20 protein-coding genes are annotated in these 16,399 nt (G+C 27.0%); 15 read left to right on the top strand and 5 right to left on the bottom strand.

Features of this window, described 5'->3' with window-relative positions:
* The first annotated feature begins 12 nt into the window (after positions 1-12).
* From BUA19_RS03345 to BUA19_RS03310, 9 genes are all read left to right on the top strand, one after another.
* Positions 13-270, top strand: coding sequence for an IreB family regulatory phosphoprotein (locus BUA19_RS03345; RefSeq protein WP_072723674.1), 258 nt, complete (start codon positions 13-15; stop codon positions 268-270).
* A gap of 10 nt (positions 271-280) precedes the next feature.
* The gene (locus BUA19_RS03340; protein WP_072723672.1) at positions 281-2,428 is read left to right on the top strand and encodes a hypothetical protein; all 2,148 of its coding nucleotides are present in this window, start codon (positions 281-283) and stop codon (positions 2,426-2,428) included.
* Between the two features lie 62 nt (positions 2,429-2,490).
* Positions 2,491-3,441: an aldo/keto reductase gene (locus BUA19_RS03335; protein WP_072723671.1), complete on the top strand. Its 951-nt coding sequence runs from the start codon at positions 2,491-2,493 to the stop codon at positions 3,439-3,441.
* An 11-nt stretch (positions 3,442-3,452) separates the two neighbouring features.
* Positions 3,453-3,872: a Holliday junction resolvase RuvX gene (gene ruvX / locus BUA19_RS03330; protein ID WP_072723669.1), complete on the top strand. Its 420-nt coding sequence runs from the start codon at positions 3,453-3,455 to the stop codon at positions 3,870-3,872.
* A gap of 69 nt (positions 3,873-3,941) precedes the next feature.
* The gene (locus tag BUA19_RS03325; RefSeq protein ID WP_072723667.1) at positions 3,942-4,199 is read left to right on the top strand and encodes a DUF1292 domain-containing protein; all 258 of its coding nucleotides are present in this window, start codon (positions 3,942-3,944) and stop codon (positions 4,197-4,199) included.
* Positions 4,200-4,324: 125 nt separating this feature from the next.
* Complete coding sequence (locus tag BUA19_RS03320) at positions 4,325-4,543, top strand: FeoA family protein (protein ID WP_072723665.1); 219 nt, start codon at positions 4,325-4,327, stop codon at positions 4,541-4,543.
* 12 nt (positions 4,544-4,555) lie between these two features.
* Positions 4,556-6,418 (top strand): ferrous iron transport protein B, encoded by a 1,863-nt coding sequence (feoB, locus tag BUA19_RS03315; protein ID WP_072723663.1) that lies wholly within the window; start codon positions 4,556-4,558, stop codon positions 6,416-6,418.
* Between the two features lie 71 nt (positions 6,419-6,489).
* Positions 6,490-6,636: a hypothetical protein gene (locus tag BUA19_RS11685; protein ID WP_178137444.1), complete on the top strand. Its 147-nt coding sequence runs from the start codon at positions 6,490-6,492 to the stop codon at positions 6,634-6,636.
* A 104-nt stretch (positions 6,637-6,740) separates the two neighbouring features.
* A complete protein-coding gene (locus BUA19_RS03310) occupies positions 6,741-7,175 on the top strand; it encodes a Fur family transcriptional regulator (protein ID WP_072723661.1) in 435 nt (144 codons plus the stop codon).
* Between the two features lie 32 nt (positions 7,176-7,207).
* Here the strand turns inward: BUA19_RS03310 and BUA19_RS03305 are convergent, their stop codons facing one another.
* The gene (locus BUA19_RS03305) at positions 7,208-7,948 is read right to left on the bottom strand and encodes a metal-dependent hydrolase (protein ID WP_072723659.1); all 741 of its coding nucleotides are present in this window, start codon (positions 7,946-7,948) and stop codon (positions 7,208-7,210) included.
* A gap of 215 nt (positions 7,949-8,163) precedes the next feature.
* On the opposite strand from BUA19_RS03305, the gene BUA19_RS03300 reads away from it, so the two are divergent.
* Entirely contained in the window at positions 8,164-9,828 is a 1,665-nt protein-coding gene (locus tag BUA19_RS03300; protein ID WP_408645600.1) for a ribonuclease J, read from the top strand.
* A 131-nt stretch (positions 9,829-9,959) separates the two neighbouring features.
* The gene (locus tag BUA19_RS03295; protein WP_072723655.1) at positions 9,960-11,102 is read left to right on the top strand and encodes a D-alanyl-D-alanine carboxypeptidase family protein; all 1,143 of its coding nucleotides are present in this window, start codon (positions 9,960-9,962) and stop codon (positions 11,100-11,102) included.
* A gap of 49 nt (positions 11,103-11,151) precedes the next feature.
* On the opposite strand, the gene BUA19_RS03290 is transcribed toward BUA19_RS03295, so the two are convergent.
* A complete protein-coding gene (locus tag BUA19_RS03290) occupies positions 11,152-11,715 on the bottom strand; it encodes a YhcN/YlaJ family sporulation lipoprotein (RefSeq protein WP_072723653.1) in 564 nt (187 codons plus the stop codon).
* 71 nt (positions 11,716-11,786) lie between these two features.
* Between BUA19_RS03290 and BUA19_RS03285 the strand changes: the two genes are divergently transcribed.
* The 4 genes from BUA19_RS03285 (at position 11,787) to scpB (ending at position 14,081) form a co-directional block, all read left to right on the top strand.
* Positions 11,787-11,981 carry a hypothetical protein gene (locus BUA19_RS03285; RefSeq protein ID WP_072723652.1) on the top strand — a complete coding sequence of 65 codons (195 nt, stop codon included), beginning with the start codon at positions 11,787-11,789 and terminating at the stop codon, positions 11,979-11,981.
* Between the two features lie 256 nt (positions 11,982-12,237).
* Positions 12,238-12,834, top strand: coding sequence for a site-2 protease family protein (locus BUA19_RS03280; protein WP_072723650.1), 597 nt, complete (start codon positions 12,238-12,240; stop codon positions 12,832-12,834).
* A gap of 10 nt (positions 12,835-12,844) precedes the next feature.
* Positions 12,845-13,549, top strand: coding sequence for a segregation and condensation protein A (locus BUA19_RS03275; protein ID WP_072723649.1), 705 nt, complete (start codon positions 12,845-12,847; stop codon positions 13,547-13,549).
* 4 nt (positions 13,550-13,553) lie between these two features.
* On the top strand, positions 13,554-14,081 hold the full coding sequence (gene scpB / locus BUA19_RS03270) for an SMC-Scp complex subunit ScpB (RefSeq protein WP_072723647.1): 528 nt from the start codon (positions 13,554-13,556) through the stop codon (positions 14,079-14,081).
* A 71-nt stretch (positions 14,082-14,152) separates the two neighbouring features.
* On the opposite strand, the gene speB is transcribed toward scpB, so the two are convergent.
* From speB to speD, 3 genes are all read right to left on the bottom strand, one after another.
* A complete protein-coding gene (gene speB / locus BUA19_RS03265; protein WP_143145362.1) occupies positions 14,153-15,001 on the bottom strand; it encodes an agmatinase in 849 nt (282 codons plus the stop codon).
* On the bottom strand, positions 14,979-15,845 hold the full coding sequence (gene speE, locus BUA19_RS03260) for a polyamine aminopropyltransferase (protein ID WP_072723643.1): 867 nt from the start codon (positions 15,843-15,845) through the stop codon (positions 14,979-14,981). Before speE ends, speB begins: the two co-directional genes overlap by 23 nt.
* A gap of 131 nt (positions 15,846-15,976) precedes the next feature.
* A complete protein-coding gene (gene speD, locus BUA19_RS03255) occupies positions 15,977-16,390 on the bottom strand; it encodes an adenosylmethionine decarboxylase (protein ID WP_072723641.1) in 414 nt (137 codons plus the stop codon).
* Between the last annotated feature and the right edge of the window lie 9 nt (positions 16,391-16,399).

Genomic DNA, 16,399 nt, shown 5'->3' with positions numbered 1-16,399 from the left:
GAGGTGTTAAATGTGGGAAAAAATATAGATTATACAATGAAATTTGAGGGAAATATAGAGGAAAAAATTACACCAGAAACAATTATATTGAAAGTATATGATGCTTTAGTTGAAAAAGGATATAATCCTATAAATCAGTTGATAGGATATCTTTTATCAGGAGATCCAACTTATATAACAAGTCATAATAATGCTAGAAGTTTAATAAAAAAATTTGAAAGAGATGAACTATTAGAAGAAATTTTAAAAAAATACCTAGAAGGAAAGTAGGGAGAATAAATTGAAAAGAAAATTTTTAGTAATGGTTTTAATAGTAGTTACAGCACTTAATTTTATAAGTAATATTTCTTTTTCACAAAACAAAGGAAAAGTCATTTTAATAAATATAAATAGAACTAGCATAAGCGATTTAAAAGAAATTGATTCTCTTAATAAAGAAATGGATAAAAGAGGATATATAGGGCTTATGAATATTAGGGGTTCAAATGGAACTTCTGATATAAAGTCGTATGCTACAATAGGATCTGGAACTAGAGCTTATTTAAGTAAAGGGGATATAGATTTTAGAACTATAAATGAGGAAAATGATTATATTTATTTAAGAAGAACAGGTATTAAAGGAAAACATATAAACAATTTAAATATAAACAAGCTTAAAAATGATAATTTAAAAGGAGAATATGGTGCATTTTTAGGTGCACTTGGTTATGAATTTAAAAATAACAATTTAAGTTTAGCTGTTTTGGGAAATGCAGATACAGATGAACAAAATCATAGAGAAATTTGTCTTATTGCCATGGATGACAATGGACAAATAGAAAAAGGGAACATAGATGATTTAAATATTAAAGATGATTTGATGCCATTTGGAATAAAAACTGATTATAAAAAACTTTTAGGTGAAACAAAAAAGTATTATAAAAATAGTGATTTATTAATAGTAGAGCTTGGAGACACATATAGACTTGACCTTTATAAAGAAAATTTAAATAAACAGACCTATAATAAATTAAAACAGGATATTAATAAAAATATAAGTGGTTATTTAAATGAAATTTTTAAGATGGTAAATAAAGAAGATAGAGTATACATTATAAGTACCTATCCTAAAATGCAGGATTATAAAAATGGATACAAGCTTTCTTATGTAATATTATTTGAAGGAGATAAAAAGGGACTTTTATCTTCTGCTACAACTAGAAGAAAAGGTATAATAGGGAATGTCGATATTCCTGTAGATATTTTAGATTATTTTGGAATAAATTCTAAGCTTATGGTAGGTAAAAAAATTGAAAAAATTTTGGAAAATAACAATATAAATTTATTAATAGGAGATTATGAAAAGACTGTATCTAATTCTAAAATTAGAGTACCAGTCCTTTATACGTATGCTGCGCTTGAAATGATAGTGTGGATATTAACAGTATTAGCGTTGTTTTTTAAAAATAATATTCCGAAAAATAGTTTTAAAATATTAAGTTCTTTTTTAAAGTTTACAATGACTATACCATTTGCTTTATTAATTGCTCCTTTGTTTAATTTTAAGAGTGTACTATCTATAATTGCGTGTACAGTAATTGTTTTAATTTCAGTATATTATTTAGTTCATAAATTTATAAAAGATGATTTGAATAAATTAATAGCTTTGGGATTATTAGTATCTATTGGGGTCTTAATTGATGGAGTTAGTGGACAAAACATGATAAAAAATTCTCTTTTGGGATATGACCCAATTATTGGAGCAAGGTATTATGGTATAGGGAATGAATATATGGGAGTTCTTATAGGTTCATTGATTTTTTCGCTTGTTGGTCTTTTGGAAAAAAATAAAATTGCTAAAAAAACAATTTTAATTATATTATTGATTTCAGTAGTTATATTAGGACATCCTAAAATGGGAGCTAATGTAGGAGGAACTATTACAGCTGTATTTTCATTTTTATATTTAATTCTTAGATTATATGATATAAAAATAGATATGAAAAAAATTATATTAATATGTATTGCTGTAGTTTGTGTAGTTGCTTCAATGGCGGTAATAGACATTTTCTTTATAGGTAGTAAATCTCATTTAGCAGGAGCTATACAAAAAATAATATCAGGAGGACCTTTAGTTATAATACAAATTATAAAAAGGAAAATAGAAATGAATTTAAGGCTTATAGGAGTAACTATATGGAGTAAGGTACTTATATCTGGAATTTTAATTGTTGGAGTTTTATTTTATAAACCAATTGGAATATTTAAAAATATTTGTGAAGAATATTCATACCTTACAAAAGGGTGGAGTGCTATTGTAGTAGGAAGCACTGTAGGTTTTTTTGTAAATGATTCTGGTGTGGTCGCTGCAGCTACAAGTATTGCTTATGTTATAATTCCGCTTTTAGTTATTATTACTAAACATGTGGATAAGTTAAGAAAAGTATAGTTATAATTTAAATTTAAGCCATAGATTAATCTATGGCTTAAATTCTTTAAGGGAGTGAAATTATGGAATATAATGTATTAGGCAAAACAGGATTTAAAGTATCTAAAATGTGTTTTGGAGCATTGACAATTGGGCCACTTCAAAAAAATTTTAATCCTAAATATGGAGCGAGTATTATATTGGAAGCTTTTGAAAGTGGTGTTAATTTTATAGATACAGCAGAACTTTATGGAACATATGCTCATATAAATGAAGTTTTTAAATTTTATCAAAGGGATAAAATAATACTTATAACTAAATCTTATTCATATTCTAAAGAAACAGCTAAGGAAAGTTTAGAAAAGGCTTTAAGAGAGATGAATACTGATTATATAGATGGATTTTTACTTCATGAGCAAGAAAGTGAACACACTTTAAGAGGACATTACGAAGCTTTAGAATATTTTATAAAAATGAAAGAAAAAGGATATATTAGAGCAGTAGGAATATCAACTCATACAATTTCAGCAGTAAAAGCAGCATCTAAAATAAATGAAATAGATATTATTCATCCGATAGTAAATAAAGCAGGCATTGGAATTTATGATGGAAATATAGAGCAAATGCTTGAAGCTATAAGAGAAGCTAAGAAAAATAATATAGGAATATATGCAATGAAGCCTTTAGGTGGAGGAAATTTGATACATTCATACGATGAAGCGTTGGATTATGTTTTAAATTTAAAAGAAATTGATTCTATTGCAATAGGGATGCAGTCTAAAGAAGAAGTAAAGGCAAATATATTAAAATTTGAAGGAAAAAAAATTCCTGACGAAATAAAAGAAAAATTGAATAATAAAAAAAGAGAATTGCATATAGCTAATTGGTGTGAAGGATGTGGGAGTTGTGTATCTAAATGTACTCATAAAGCGTTATCTATAGTTAATAATAAAGCAGTAGTAGATAAGGATAAGTGTGTATTATGTGGTTATTGTTCAAAATACTGTAAAGATTTTTGCATAAAAGTTATTTAGGAGGTTGTTATATGAAAAGAATAATGGGGCTTGATGTAGGAGATAAAACAATAGGAGTTGCTGTTAGTGATTTAATAGGGCTTACTGCTCAAGGTATAAAAACTATAAGAAGACAAAGTATAAAAAAAGATTTAGAGGAATTAGAAAAAATAATAAAAGAAAAAGAAGTAGATAAAATAATAGTAGGCCTCCCAAAAAATATGAATGGGACTTTAGGCCCTCAAGGGGAAAAAGTTATGAAATTCTCTGAAAAGTTAAAACAAAAAACTAATTTAGAAATAGAATTTTGGGATGAACGACTTACAACTGTAGCTGCACAAAGGTCATTAATTGAAGCAGATGTAAGTAGAAAAAAAAGAAAAAAAGTTGTGGATATGTTAGCTGCAGTACTTATTCTTCAAGGTTATCTTGATATGAAAAGAAATATATAATTTTTTTATGTTAAATTTATTATTTTTAGTATATAATAATATTAAATATTAAATCAACGAGGTGACGTTATGGAAGAAAATATAGTAACATTAGTAGATGAAGAAGGAAATGAAGTGAAATTTGAAGTCATAATGACTTTAGAAGCTCAGGAGAAAGAATACGCTATACTTATGCCATTAGAGGATAATGGAGAAGAGGCATACATATTTAGAATAGAAGAGCAAGAAGGCGGGGAATATTCAATTATTCCTATAGAGAATGATGAAGAATATGAAAATGTTGTGGCTGTATATGAAACTTTAATGCAAGAAGAAGGATTAGAATAAAAAAGTTACCTATTAATTAGGTAGCTTTTTTTAGAATAAAACTCATGTTGACATTCATTATCATATGAAATATAATTTAAGAATAAAGTGATAATGATTTTAAGTTACACATGGGAGGAGATATTATGACTTTAGATATGGTAAATAGAGGACAAAAAATAGAAATACTATCAATACCAGATGAAAAAATAAGAGTTCAAGCAATAAGGCTTGGACTATATGAAGGAGCTAAGCTTGTCTGTTCTGAGAAGGTTTTAGCTGGACCTGTAGTTCTTCAAAATAGATTTCAAGAAATAGCTATAGGAAGAAAACTTGCACAAACTATAAAAGTAAAAGCAGTATAGGAGGAAGTTATTATGTCCACATGTCATACTTGTAATCCAAATGTAGAAATTGAAGATTTAGATATAAAATTAGTTTTAGCAGGAAATCCTAATGTGGGTAAATCTGTATTTTTTAATTATTTGACTGGAATGTATGTAGATGTATCTAATTTTCCAGGAACTACGGTAGATATAAGTTCTGGTAGATTTGAAAAATATGTAGTGATTGATACTCCAGGAGTTTATGGCATATCATCTTTTAATGATGAAGAAAGAGTAGCTAGAGATGTAATACTACATGCAGATATAATTTTAAATGTAGTAGATGCACTTCACTTAGAAAGAGACTTATTTTTAACTCAACAAATAATTGATACAGGGAAACCTGTAATAGTAGCTCTTAATATGATGGATGATGTTAAAAGAAATGGAATAGAGATAGATATAGATAAACTTTCGGAAGAATTAGGAGTTAAAGTTATACCTACTAGTGCTATAAAGGGAGAAGGTTTAGAAGAAGTTAAAAAAAGTATAAGGCAAGCTAGAGTAGGAAATATATTAGATATTGTAAAAGAAAATAAAGAAAAAATAAAAAACGAAGTAGATTTAGATTCGGAAAAACTTTTAATTCTTGAAGAAGATGAAAATATAATTAAAAGACATAATATAAAAAATGCTCCAAAGTTAAGAGAGGAAATATATACAAAAAGAAGATCTAGAATAGATAGTATAATAGAGATGACTGTTAGACAAATTAATGAAGGTGCTTCTCTTAAAACTAAATTAGGAAGATGGATGGTACAACCTTTAACTGGTATACCTATACTTTTATTTACTTTATATTTAATATATCAGGCAATAGGAGTCTTTGTTGCTCAAACTATAGTTGGTATAACTGAAGAGGTTATAATGGGAGAATATTATTACCATTTTATTATGAATACTTTAGGAAAAGTTATTCCTCTTGATACTTTTATTGGACATTTGTTTTTAGGGGAATTTGGAGTTTTAACAATGGCACCTATATATCTTTTTGGATTGTTACTTCCTTTAGTTGTTGGGTTTTACTTTTTCTTATCAATTCTTGAAGATACAGGGTATCTCCCTAGGATTGCTACATTAGTAGATAGAGCTTTAACTTTTATAGGATTAAATGGTAGAGCTATAATTCCTATAATATTAGGATTTGGTTGTGTTACAATGGCAACGGTGACAACTAGAATATTAGGTTCAAAAAGAGAAAGGTTTATAGCTACAATGCTTCTTGGACTTGCTATACCATGTTCAGCTCAGCTTGGAGTTATAGCAGGACTTATAGCATCTCTTGGTGCTAAATATACATTAATATATATATTTACAATAGTATTAGTATTCGGGATTGTTGGAGTACTTTTGAATAAATTTATGCCAGGTGAGTCAACAACTTTATTAATAGATTTACCGCCTCTTAGAATACCTAAATTTTCAAATATTTTAAAAAAGACTTATGTAAAGTCGAAGATGTTTATATTAGAAGCGGGTCCTTTATTTGTTCTTGGAGCAGCGATAATAACTTTACTTCAAGATACTAAAGCATTAGATGCAATTATAAAAGTTTTTGCACCTATTACGCAAGGTTTCTTAAAATTAGATCCGAGAGTTGCTCAAACTTTTATAATGGGAATTATAAGAAGAGATTTTGGAGCTGCAGGATTAACTGATTTAGCTTCACAAGGAGTACTAAATTCAGCTCAACTTTTAATATCTTTAGTAGTTATAACGTTATTTGTTCCTTGTATAGCAGCTATTATGGTTATATTTAAGGAAAGAAGTTGGAAGGAATCTGTTGCTATATGGATAGGAAGTTTTGTAATCTCATTTTTAGTTGGAGGAATTTTAGCTTTATTTGTAATATAGTTTATTTAAGTCCCATACTATAATAGAAATAGTATAGGGACTTTTTAATAATTTTGAAAGAAGGTGTTGTTGTGGAAATTAAATGTCCTACATGTGGATATACTATAAAAGAAAATAAAGATATGAGATGTCCGAGATGTTATACAAGTTTGTTGGAATTTTTTAAATGTAATGGTAGTTGTAAGAAGTGTAATTTAAAGACTAATTGTAAAAAGTAATAAATCTGATTTTCAGTATATTAGTTAGCGGTCTTGACAAATTATTGTATTTTCAATAAAATATTAATTGAAAAATATTATTATTTGAAAATGTAGGTGATTAAATGGACAATTATATAGAGGTTGTAAAAAATAAGCTAAAAGAAGAAGGTTTTAAGTTAACTCCACAGAGAAGGTCTATAGTAGATATAATGTTAAAGAGTAAAGGTCAACATTTAAATAGTGAAGAGATATATGATTTAGTTAAAAAGCAGTGTCCTGAAATTGGGCTTGCTACTGTGTATAGAACACTTCAATTATTAGATGATATAGGAGCTGTTTCGAAGCTTAATTTAGATGATGGATGTTGTAGATATGAGCTTAATATAAATAATGAATCACATAATCATCATCATTTGATATGTAAAAAATGTAATAAAATAATAGAAGTAGAAGAAGATCTACTTGATACATTAGAAGAACAAATAGAAAAAAACTACGGATTTAAGATTTTTGATCACGATGTGAAGTTTTTTGGCTTATGTAGTGATTGCAAATAACCCCGTGGCATTTGCCATGGGGTTTTTAAAAATTAAATTTTGTATTTTAAAGTATATATAATTATTAAAAAATAAATAAATATGTATATAGCTTCAAATATATTTCCTATAAAACTTCCGACTTTTATAAAGCCTAGAGATATTTTTTTATTAGATATTGGATAAAATATTGGTATACCCATTTTTGTAAAAATATCTCCTAAAAATAAATGAGATAAATAACCAATAGATCCGTATAGTGCTATATATTCGAGACCGAGTAATTTTTCTATTTCTTTTAATAAATAATACATAAACATTGCACCTAAAATACTATGAGTAAATCCTCTATGTTTAAGCCATGGCGCTATTCCAAAGAATATAGATAATGATATAAATGGAAAAGGTGCTTTTATATAGTATAAAGATAAGCATAATATAATAGATAAAAGAGAAAATAAACATTTTCTCAAAATTATATGTTTTAGTTTGTTTTCAATTAATATAATTATACTAAAACTTATTATAAAATTTAGAATTAGATTTTTATTGATGTATATTAAAATAAATAAAGTAATCATATTAATTATATAGAGAGTATATCTGTAAATGGTTTTAGAAAAAGAACTTTTAATAAGTGCATTTGAAATTATTGAATGAGGTTCATCTATATCTGGTAGTAGTGAACAAACTGACGCAAATATAAATCCTGATGGAGTTAGAGGTTTATCGATTAAAAGTGAAGTTTCAATAGCTGTTAGTATTCCTATTGCAAAATGAGTAACACCTTTCATAAATACCTCCTTAAATAAGGGAGTTAAAATAAATGCTATTTATTTGAGAATATCAAAAGAATATATGTTTGTCAAAAATTATTCTATTAACGATATATAAAAATATGGTAAAATAAAAAGGTACTATGGTAATAGTTGGACGTTCTGGGCTATTACCTGATGTAGAAAATGAACGGGTAACATAAGGAATTTATATATAAAAGGAGATGATTTTATTGGTGAGAAAATTTACAAAATTAAAAGTAATACCTTTGGGAGGGTTAAATGAAATAGGAAAAAATATGACTGCTATAGAGTATAAAGATGAGATAATTGTGATAGATTGCGGTCTTAGTTTTCCGGAAGATGAAATGCTTGGGATAGATATTGTAATACCTGATATAACTTATTTATTAAAAAATAGAGACAAGGTAAAGGGAATATTTTTAACTCATGGACATGAGGATCATATAGGAGCTTTGCCTTATGTATTGAAAAAGTTAAATGTACCTGTTTATGGAACCAAACTTACTATAGGACTTGTTGAGGTTAAATTAAAAGAACATAAATTAAATAATGTAAAATTAAATAGAGTAAAACCTAAAGATAAAATTAAATTAAATTTTATGGAAGTTGAGTTTATTAAGACAACTCATAGTATTCCAGATGCATGCTCTATAGCTATTCATACTGAAATCGGAACAATATTTCATACAGGAGATTTTAAAGTAGATTATACTCCTATAGATGAAGATGTGATGGATTTTCATAGAATAGCAGAACTTGGGAAAAAAGGTGTTTTATTGATGCTTGCTGATTCTACAAATGTTGAACGAGCTGGTTATGCAATGTCAGAGAGAACAGTTGGTTCATCTCTTGATGAAATATTTAGAAATGCTAAAAGAAGAATAGTAGTGGCTACATTTGCATCAAATATTCATAGAGTTCAACAGATAATAAATGCAGCATATAAATACAACAGAAAGGTAGCTGTATCTGGAAGATCTATGGTAAATGTAGTGAATGTTGCTAAAGATTTAGGGTATTTAACACTTCCTGAAGATATATTGATAGATCTTAATGAAATAAATGACTATTCACATGATGAATTAGTTATAATAACAACAGGTTCACAGGGAGAACCTATGTCTGCGCTTTCTAGGATGGCATCATCTGAACATAAAAAAATGGAAATAGAAAAAGGAGATTTAGTAGTAATTTCAGCTACTCCTATACCAGGTAATGAAAAGACTGTATCAAAAGTTATAAATCAGTTATTTGAAAAAGGAGCAGAAGTTATATATGATGATTTGGCAGATATACATGTATCAGGGCATGCTTGTCAAGAAGAATTAAAGTTAATGCATAGATTGGTAAAACCTAAATATTTTATGCCAGTTCATGGAGAATATAGACATTTAAAACAGCATGCAGAACTTGCAGTATCGCTTGGAATGCCAAAAGAAAATATATTTACAGTAACTACTGGATGTGTAGTTGAATTTGATAGAAATAGTGCAAGATTAGGAGGATATGTTCCTTCAGGAAATATACTTGTAGATGGATTAGGAGTAGGAGATGTAGGAAATATAGTATTGAGAGATAGAAAGCACTTATCTGAAGATGGTCTTATGGTTGTAGTTGTTACTATTGCTAAAGAAAATGGAAAGGTTATAGCAGGACCTGATATAATATCAAGAGGATTTGTATATGTTAGAGAATCAGAAGATTTAATAGAAAAAGCAAAAGTTGTTGTTAGAGAAGCTTTAACAGAATGTGAAAATAAACAAATAAGAGAATGGGCATATCTCAAAAATACTATAAAAGATGAACTTAAAAATTATCTTTATGAAAGAACAAAGAGAAATCCGATGATTTTACCTATAATCATGGAAGTATAGACTTTTTAAAAAAGCTACAATCTTTAAAGATTGTAGCTTTTTTTTGGTTGTTATTTTTACCAAATCTAGTTTTGTATAATAAAAGCTTTAAAGTGTAAAAATATATCTAAAAATGAAATGAGGTGAATAAAATGAAAAGAAAGTTATGTTTATTTTTAACATTATTATTAACATTATCACAAACAGTTGTGGTATTAGCAAATGAAGATATAAATTTAAGTGCTAAATCTGCAATACTTATGGATGCTAAAAGCGGAACAATTCTTTATGAGAAAAATAGTCATGAAAAACTTCCACCTGCAAGTGTAACAAAAATTATGACTATGCTTTTAACAATGGAAGCACTTGCAGATGGAAGGATAAAGCTAGATGATAAAGTTACAATAAGTGAAAAAGCATCAAGTATGGGAGGTAGTCAACTTTTTTTAGAGCCAGGAGAAGTTAAAACTGTTGATCAATTACTTAAAGGAATGGCAGTAGCTTCTGCTAATGATGCATGTGTGGCCATGGCAGAACATATTTATGGAAGTGAAGAAGCTTTTGTAAAGAAAATGAATGAAAAAGCAAAAGAACTTGGAATGAAAGATACAAATTTTGTAAATACAAATGGACTTCCAGTAGAAAATCATTATACAAGTGCATACGATATAGCTTTAATGTCAAAGGAATTATTAAAATATAAAGATATCCATAAATACCTTACAATATGGATGGATGAGATAGTTGTAGGAAAGAAAAAGAAAAAAATTGGACTTGTAAACACTAATAAACTGATAAGATTTTATAAAGGAGCGAATGGTATAAAAACTGGATTTACAAATGAAGCTAAATTTTGTCTTGCAGCTTCTGCAACTAGGGATAATTTAACTCTTATTTCAGTAGTTTTAGGTGCTCCAACATCTAAAGATAGGTTTAAAGAAGCTTCTTCTTTATTAAATTATGGATTTGCCAATTATGAAACGATGAAAATATATAATAAAAATGATGTAGTTAGTAAAATAAAATTAGAAAAGGCAGACTCTGAATATTTAGAATTACTTTGTAAAGAAGATTTACATGTATTAAACAAAAAAGGAGACAAAAAAGATTTTAAAAAGAAAATAAAAATATATAAAGAAATTAAGTTCCCTATAAAAAAAGGCGATAAATTGGGAGAAATTCAAGTATATCACAATAATAAAATGATTTTAAAATCAGATTTAATATCAGCTAAAGAAGTTAAAAAGGCAAGTTATTTTAAAATGCTTCAGAAAGTAGTAAATACAATATTATAAAAAAATTAAAGCGAATTCTGTAGAATTCGCTTTTGATTTTTAGATTTTGTTATCTAGGAGTTACTCTTCTTATAATTTCTTGAATTTCATTACCTATACCTGTTAGAGGTCTTCCTGAATTTATATCTTGTCCAATTCTTTTTATCCTTTCATATAAATCTGCATCTGCAGTAACTACGACTTTTTTTATGTTTTTATCTGTATTTTTACAAGTAGATTTAATTTTATTTTTTAAATCGTTAGTTAAATTCCCTTCTACATTTTTATCGAGGTCTACTCCAACTAAACAAGTATCTCCTGAAATTGCAACTGTACAATTATTAACTCCAGATAGCTTATTACAGTTTGAAGCTATTTTATTACTTCTATTAGTTAAATTAGTAGTTAAAGGTTGATTTGTATTGTAGTTTCGTGTTATATTTCTTGGCATTATATTTTTTCCGATATATCCAGTATAAGGATTAGTTGGGTAATTAGCTTGTCTATTTGGAGAATATATTCCGGTATTTTGATTTGATGGTGTAGGCGTGACTTGAGCTTGTTTATTTGCACATCCCACGAATGTCAAGGATAAACTCAATATTGCAATTATAGTATATGTTGATGATTTCATTAATTTCACCTCCTGATATATAGTTTGTCAATTTATATACTTTTTATTACTCAAGTTATGTAGAAACTTCTATGAAAAACACATATTTTTTAGAAAAAATAGTAATTTATATATCGTCAAATAAAAAAGTACGAGTTATAGTTGTTGAAGGATTTATATATATTGTAACTGATATTGATTTTGGACTTTTTCTTGTTTCGGAGTTAAAGCTTGTATTAAAATCTATATTAGATTTAATTAATAAGTTAATTAATGTGTTTAATTGAGCGAGTTTAAGAGCGTTCGTACACAAAAATTTTTGAAATATTTCAGTTTGAAGCAAGAGTTTTATTTCTTTGTTGATATTTTCCATTGAAATAAACTCCTTTCTAAGAAGTGTTTTATAATCGAAAGTTATATTTTATAGTATGAAGTATATATTAATATGTGTGATAATATTAACTTGTGCAGTTTTTTCTTTAAAAAAATATATTGTTTTGTTATAATTAATAGGAAACAAAATGAAAATGGGAGAGATGAAAATTGATAATTGATTTTTTAGCAAATATTCCAGGGATACTTTTAGCTGTTTCTGTACATGAATTTGGCCATGGAGCTGTAGCCTATCTTTTAGGAGATGATACAGCTAAAAATGAAGGAAGACTTACAATAGATCCTATTAAACATATAGATCCGATTGGATTTTTAATGCTTATAATTGCACATTTTGGATGGGCGAAACCAGTTCCTGTAAATTCAAATAATTTAAAAAACAAAAGATTAGGAATGTTTTTAATATCATTAGCAGGTCCTGTTTTTAATATAATAATGGCTATAATTACTTTGCATATATTAAACTTTGAACATTTTTATATAGAAATGTATGCTGTACATCGTATATTGGTAAATATAGTTGGGATAAACATTGGATTTGCAGTATTCAATCTTCTTCCAATACCTCCACTTGATGGGTCGAAAATATTACTTTCTATTTTGCCGAATAAATTACAATATTATTATTGGAAATATGAAAATATAGGAACTATAGTACTGTTTTTTTTAGTATTTACAGACAAAATAGGATATATTCTTACTCCTATTTTAAATATAGTTAGAAATTTAATATTTACTTTTATATAAGGTGATAAAGATGGGTTACAATATAACATTGAAAGTTTATGAAGGACCATTAGACCTTTTATATGATTTGATAATAAAAAATAAAATAGATATATACGATATTTCTATATTTGAAATTACAGATCAATATTTAAAATACTTAAAGAATATGGAAATAATGGATATGGAGATAACGAGTGATTTTATAATAATGGCTTGTAAATTACTTGAGATAAAATCTAAATATTTATTATATAAAAAAAATAATGAAGAAGATGATAATGATCCAAGAAAGGAATTAATGGAAAAATTAGTTGAATATAAAAAATTTAAAAATGCTTCTGAGTTTCTTAAAAATAGAATGTATTGTGGAGAAGGAATTTTTTATAGAAAAAAAGAAGAAATTTATTTTGAAGAAAACTTAGATTTGTCTAATTTAAATATAAATATGCTTATTAAATTTTTACCTAATATAATAATAGAGAAAAAGACAAAAAATGATAAATTAAATAAAATTTATAAAAAAGAAATTATACCTTTAGAGGAACAAATAAATTATGTAAGATATAAAATTAATAAAGAAGGTACACTTTTATTCAAAGAACTAGTTAAAAGTGGCAATAAAGAAGAAATAATAGTTACATTTCTTTCTATATTAGAGCTTATAAAAAACAAAGAAATAATAATAAAACAAGAAGATTTTTTTTCAGATATAATAGTGAAAAAGGTAGAGTGATGTTATGGAAAAAGAAAAAATAAAAAAAATAATAGAAGCTATATTATTTGTATTTTCAGATCCTATATCAGCGAAAGAAATAAAAGATATTATAAATATTGATATAAATAAAAAAGATATAGAGAATATATTAGAAGAGTTAAAAGGAGAATATAAAGAAGAAAAACGAGGTATGCAAATATTAAAAATTCAAGATAAATATCAAATGGGAACTAATAAAGAGTATGAAGAATATATCAGGAAATTATTTGAGCCTAAAAAGAAAAAAAGTTTAACTCAAGCAACACTTGAAACATTGACTATAATAGCTTATAAACAGCCTATTACTAAAGTAGAAATAGAAGAAATTAGAGGAGTCAAATGTGATAAAGCGATAAGTACTTTAATTGAATATAATTTAATAAAGGAAGCTGGAAGGCTTAATAGAATAGGGAAACCTATAATATATAAAACAACAGATGAATTTTTAAAATTATTTGGGTTAGAAAAAATAGAAGAGTTACCACCTCTAAATAGCTTTGAAACAAATTAATAATTGTTAGTTTCAAAAAATGTTGGAATGAAATTAATCACTCCAACATTTTTTTTTAAACTTTTATTTTATTATAAACAAAGCATAAGTTCTCTTATAACTTTACAAGCCACAGCAGTAGATACACCTGTTGGATCATAGTCTGGAGCAAGTTCAACAACATCAGCTCCAACTATATTTAATTCAGACATTAACTTGATAGAATCCATCATTTCTTTAAAAGTAATTCCACCAGGCTCAGGAGTACCTGTTCCTGGGAATATAGAAGGATCTAGTATGTCAAGATCTATAGTTACATAAACAGGTTTATCTTTTATAATTTTAATTACTTCTTTTAAGGTAGATGTATCAAATTTATTTAAATAAGTATGCCCTTTATCTGACCATTTAAATTCTTCTCTTAAGCCAGATCTAATGCCAAATTGATATATTTTATTATCTCCTACTAAATCCCAAGCTCTTTTAATAACAGTTGCATGGGATAATTTTTCACCCATATAATCTTCTCTTAAATCTGTATGAGCATCGAAGTGAAGTATAATTAAATCGGGATACTTTTCATGAAGCGCTTTTATAGGTGATAGAGATACTAAATGTTCTCCACCAATCATAAAAGGTTTTTTATCATTATCTAATATATGTTTTGTATATTCGTATATTAGTTCTAATGATTTTTCTTTATTTCCAAAAGGTAGTTCTAAATCACCACTATCATATATTTTTTTATCTTCTAAATCTTTGTCGAGATAGGGGCTGTATGTTTCAAGTCCATAAGATTCAATTCTTATTCTATAACCTGCAAATCTAGAACCAGGTCTAAAAGAGCAAGTTCCATCAAAAGGAGCCCCAAATATTACTATTTCCGATTCATTAAAATTGCTTTCACATCCAATGAAATTATAAGAATTGAATAGATCCATTTTCAAAAAACTCCTTTACAAAACTTGGTAAAGCAAAAGCTCCAACATGTAAATCAGTATTGTAGTATTTTGTTTTTAAACCTAAAGAATTCCATTTATCAGCTTGTAAATCTTTTATTGGATCATATTTTTTAGAAGCAAATCCAAATAACCAGTATCCAGATGGATACGTTGGTATATTAGCTTGATATACTTTAACAATTGGGAATATTTTTTTTAGTTTTGAATTAGCTTTAAGTGCAGCTTCTTGAGTATCTTCATAAAAAACTGATTCATTTTGGTTTACCAATATTCCATTTTCAGTCAAAATTCTATGACAGTTAGTGTAAAATTCAGTAGTAAATAATCCTTCACCAGGACCTATTGGGTCAGTAGAATCTATTATAATTAAATCGTATTTATTATCAGGTGATTCTTTAACAAATTTTACTCCATCTTCATATAAAAGAGTAACTTTTGGATTATTTAATTCACAGCTTAAAGTAGGCAAGTATTTTTTAGCGGCATCACAAACCAATTTATCTATTTCGACCATATCTACATGTTCTATATTATTATATCTCATTAGCTCTCTGACAGTACCGCCATCTCCTCCACCTATAACAAGTACATTTTTTACATCAGGATTTACAGCCATTGGAGTATGCACAATCATATCATGATAAACAAATTCATCTTTTTCAGTAACCATTACTAATCCATCTAAAGTCATTAATTTTCCGTATTCATATGTGTCTAAAATATCTAATTTTTGAAATTCACTTTGTCCACTAAATAAATGTTCTTTTACTTTTAGTGAAAAATTTACGCTTTCTGAATGTTTTTCTGTATACCATAACTCCATATAATACCCGTTATCAAATACCTGTATATTGTTTAATATTTTTTAGTTTTAAGGTATTTGTAACGGTTTTCACCTCCTTCTGTTTTAGGTTTGTTTATTTTATATGTTTTTTAATTTAGCAAGTTCTTTGATTAAACAGAAGTTTTAAAATTAGTAGGGTTAACTTGATTTTTAGAATAAAGTTTGATTTTATCAACAAGTCCTCTTGGAACTTCTGTTGTTTCAGTTATTTCTGATTTTAATTTTTCTTTCATATATTGAAAAGCAACCCAAGGGTTAACTTCATTTCCACAAGTAAAAAAGTCAACAGCAGCATAACCATATTCAGGCCAAGTGTGTATAGTTAAATGAGATTCTTGAATAACTACAACTCCACTAACTCCCCATGGATTAAATAAGTGGAATACACTTTTAACTATAGTTGCTTTAGCTTCTTGAGCAGCTTCTACCATGAATTTTTCAATTAACTTATGGTCATTTAATAACTCTTTATCACAGTTATAGAATTCTGCTAAAATATGTCTTCCTAATTGTTCGATTTTCATAAAAAAAAC

Source organism: Tepidibacter thalassicus DSM 15285 (genome assembly GCF_900129915.1).
Taxonomy (GTDB): domain Bacteria; phylum Bacillota; class Clostridia; order Peptostreptococcales; family Peptostreptococcaceae; genus Tepidibacter; species Tepidibacter thalassicus.
The sequence above is the reverse complement of the archived record's forward strand: the minus strand, read 5'-3'. Positions and strand labels throughout refer to the sequence as shown.

Excerpts from the sequence above, each read along its gene's own strand:
- BUA19_RS03295 (WP_072723655.1), top strand. The coding sequence starts at position 9,960 with ATGAAAAGAAAGTTATGTTTATTTTTAACATTATTATTAACATTATCA.
- BUA19_RS03310 (WP_072723661.1), top strand. The coding sequence starts at position 6,741 with ATGGACAATTATATAGAGGTTGTAAAAAATAAGCTAAAAGAAGAAGGT.
- BUA19_RS03285 (WP_072723652.1), top strand. The coding sequence starts at position 11,787 with ATGAAAAACACATATTTTTTAGAAAAAATAGTAATTTATATATCGTCA.
- scpB (WP_072723647.1), top strand. The coding sequence starts at position 13,554 with ATGGAAAAAGAAAAAATAAAAAAAATAATAGAAGCTATATTATTTGTA.
- BUA19_RS03320 (WP_072723665.1), top strand. The coding sequence starts at position 4,325 with ATGACTTTAGATATGGTAAATAGAGGACAAAAAATAGAAATACTATCA.
- BUA19_RS03290 (WP_072723653.1), bottom strand. The coding sequence starts at position 11,715 with ATGAAATCATCAACATATACTATAATTGCAATATTGAGTTTATCCTTG.
- BUA19_RS03335 (WP_072723671.1), top strand. The coding sequence starts at position 2,491 with ATGGAATATAATGTATTAGGCAAAACAGGATTTAAAGTATCTAAAATG.
- BUA19_RS03325 (WP_072723667.1), top strand. The coding sequence starts at position 3,942 with ATGGAAGAAAATATAGTAACATTAGTAGATGAAGAAGGAAATGAAGTG.
- speD (WP_072723641.1), bottom strand. The coding sequence starts at position 16,390 with ATGAAAATCGAACAATTAGGAAGACATATTTTAGCAGAATTCTATAAC.
- feoB (WP_072723663.1), top strand. The coding sequence starts at position 4,556 with ATGTCCACATGTCATACTTGTAATCCAAATGTAGAAATTGAAGATTTA.
- speB (WP_143145362.1), bottom strand. The coding sequence starts at position 15,001 with ATGGATCTATTCAATTCTTATAATTTCATTGGATGTGAAAGCAATTTT.
- BUA19_RS03275 (WP_072723649.1), top strand. The coding sequence starts at position 12,845 with ATGGGTTACAATATAACATTGAAAGTTTATGAAGGACCATTAGACCTT.
- BUA19_RS03305 (WP_072723659.1), bottom strand. The coding sequence starts at position 7,948 with ATGAAAGGTGTTACTCATTTTGCAATAGGAATACTAACAGCTATTGAA.
- speE (WP_072723643.1), bottom strand. The coding sequence starts at position 15,845 with ATGGAGTTATGGTATACAGAAAAACATTCAGAAAGCGTAAATTTTTCA.
- ruvX (WP_072723669.1), top strand. The coding sequence starts at position 3,453 with ATGAAAAGAATAATGGGGCTTGATGTAGGAGATAAAACAATAGGAGTT.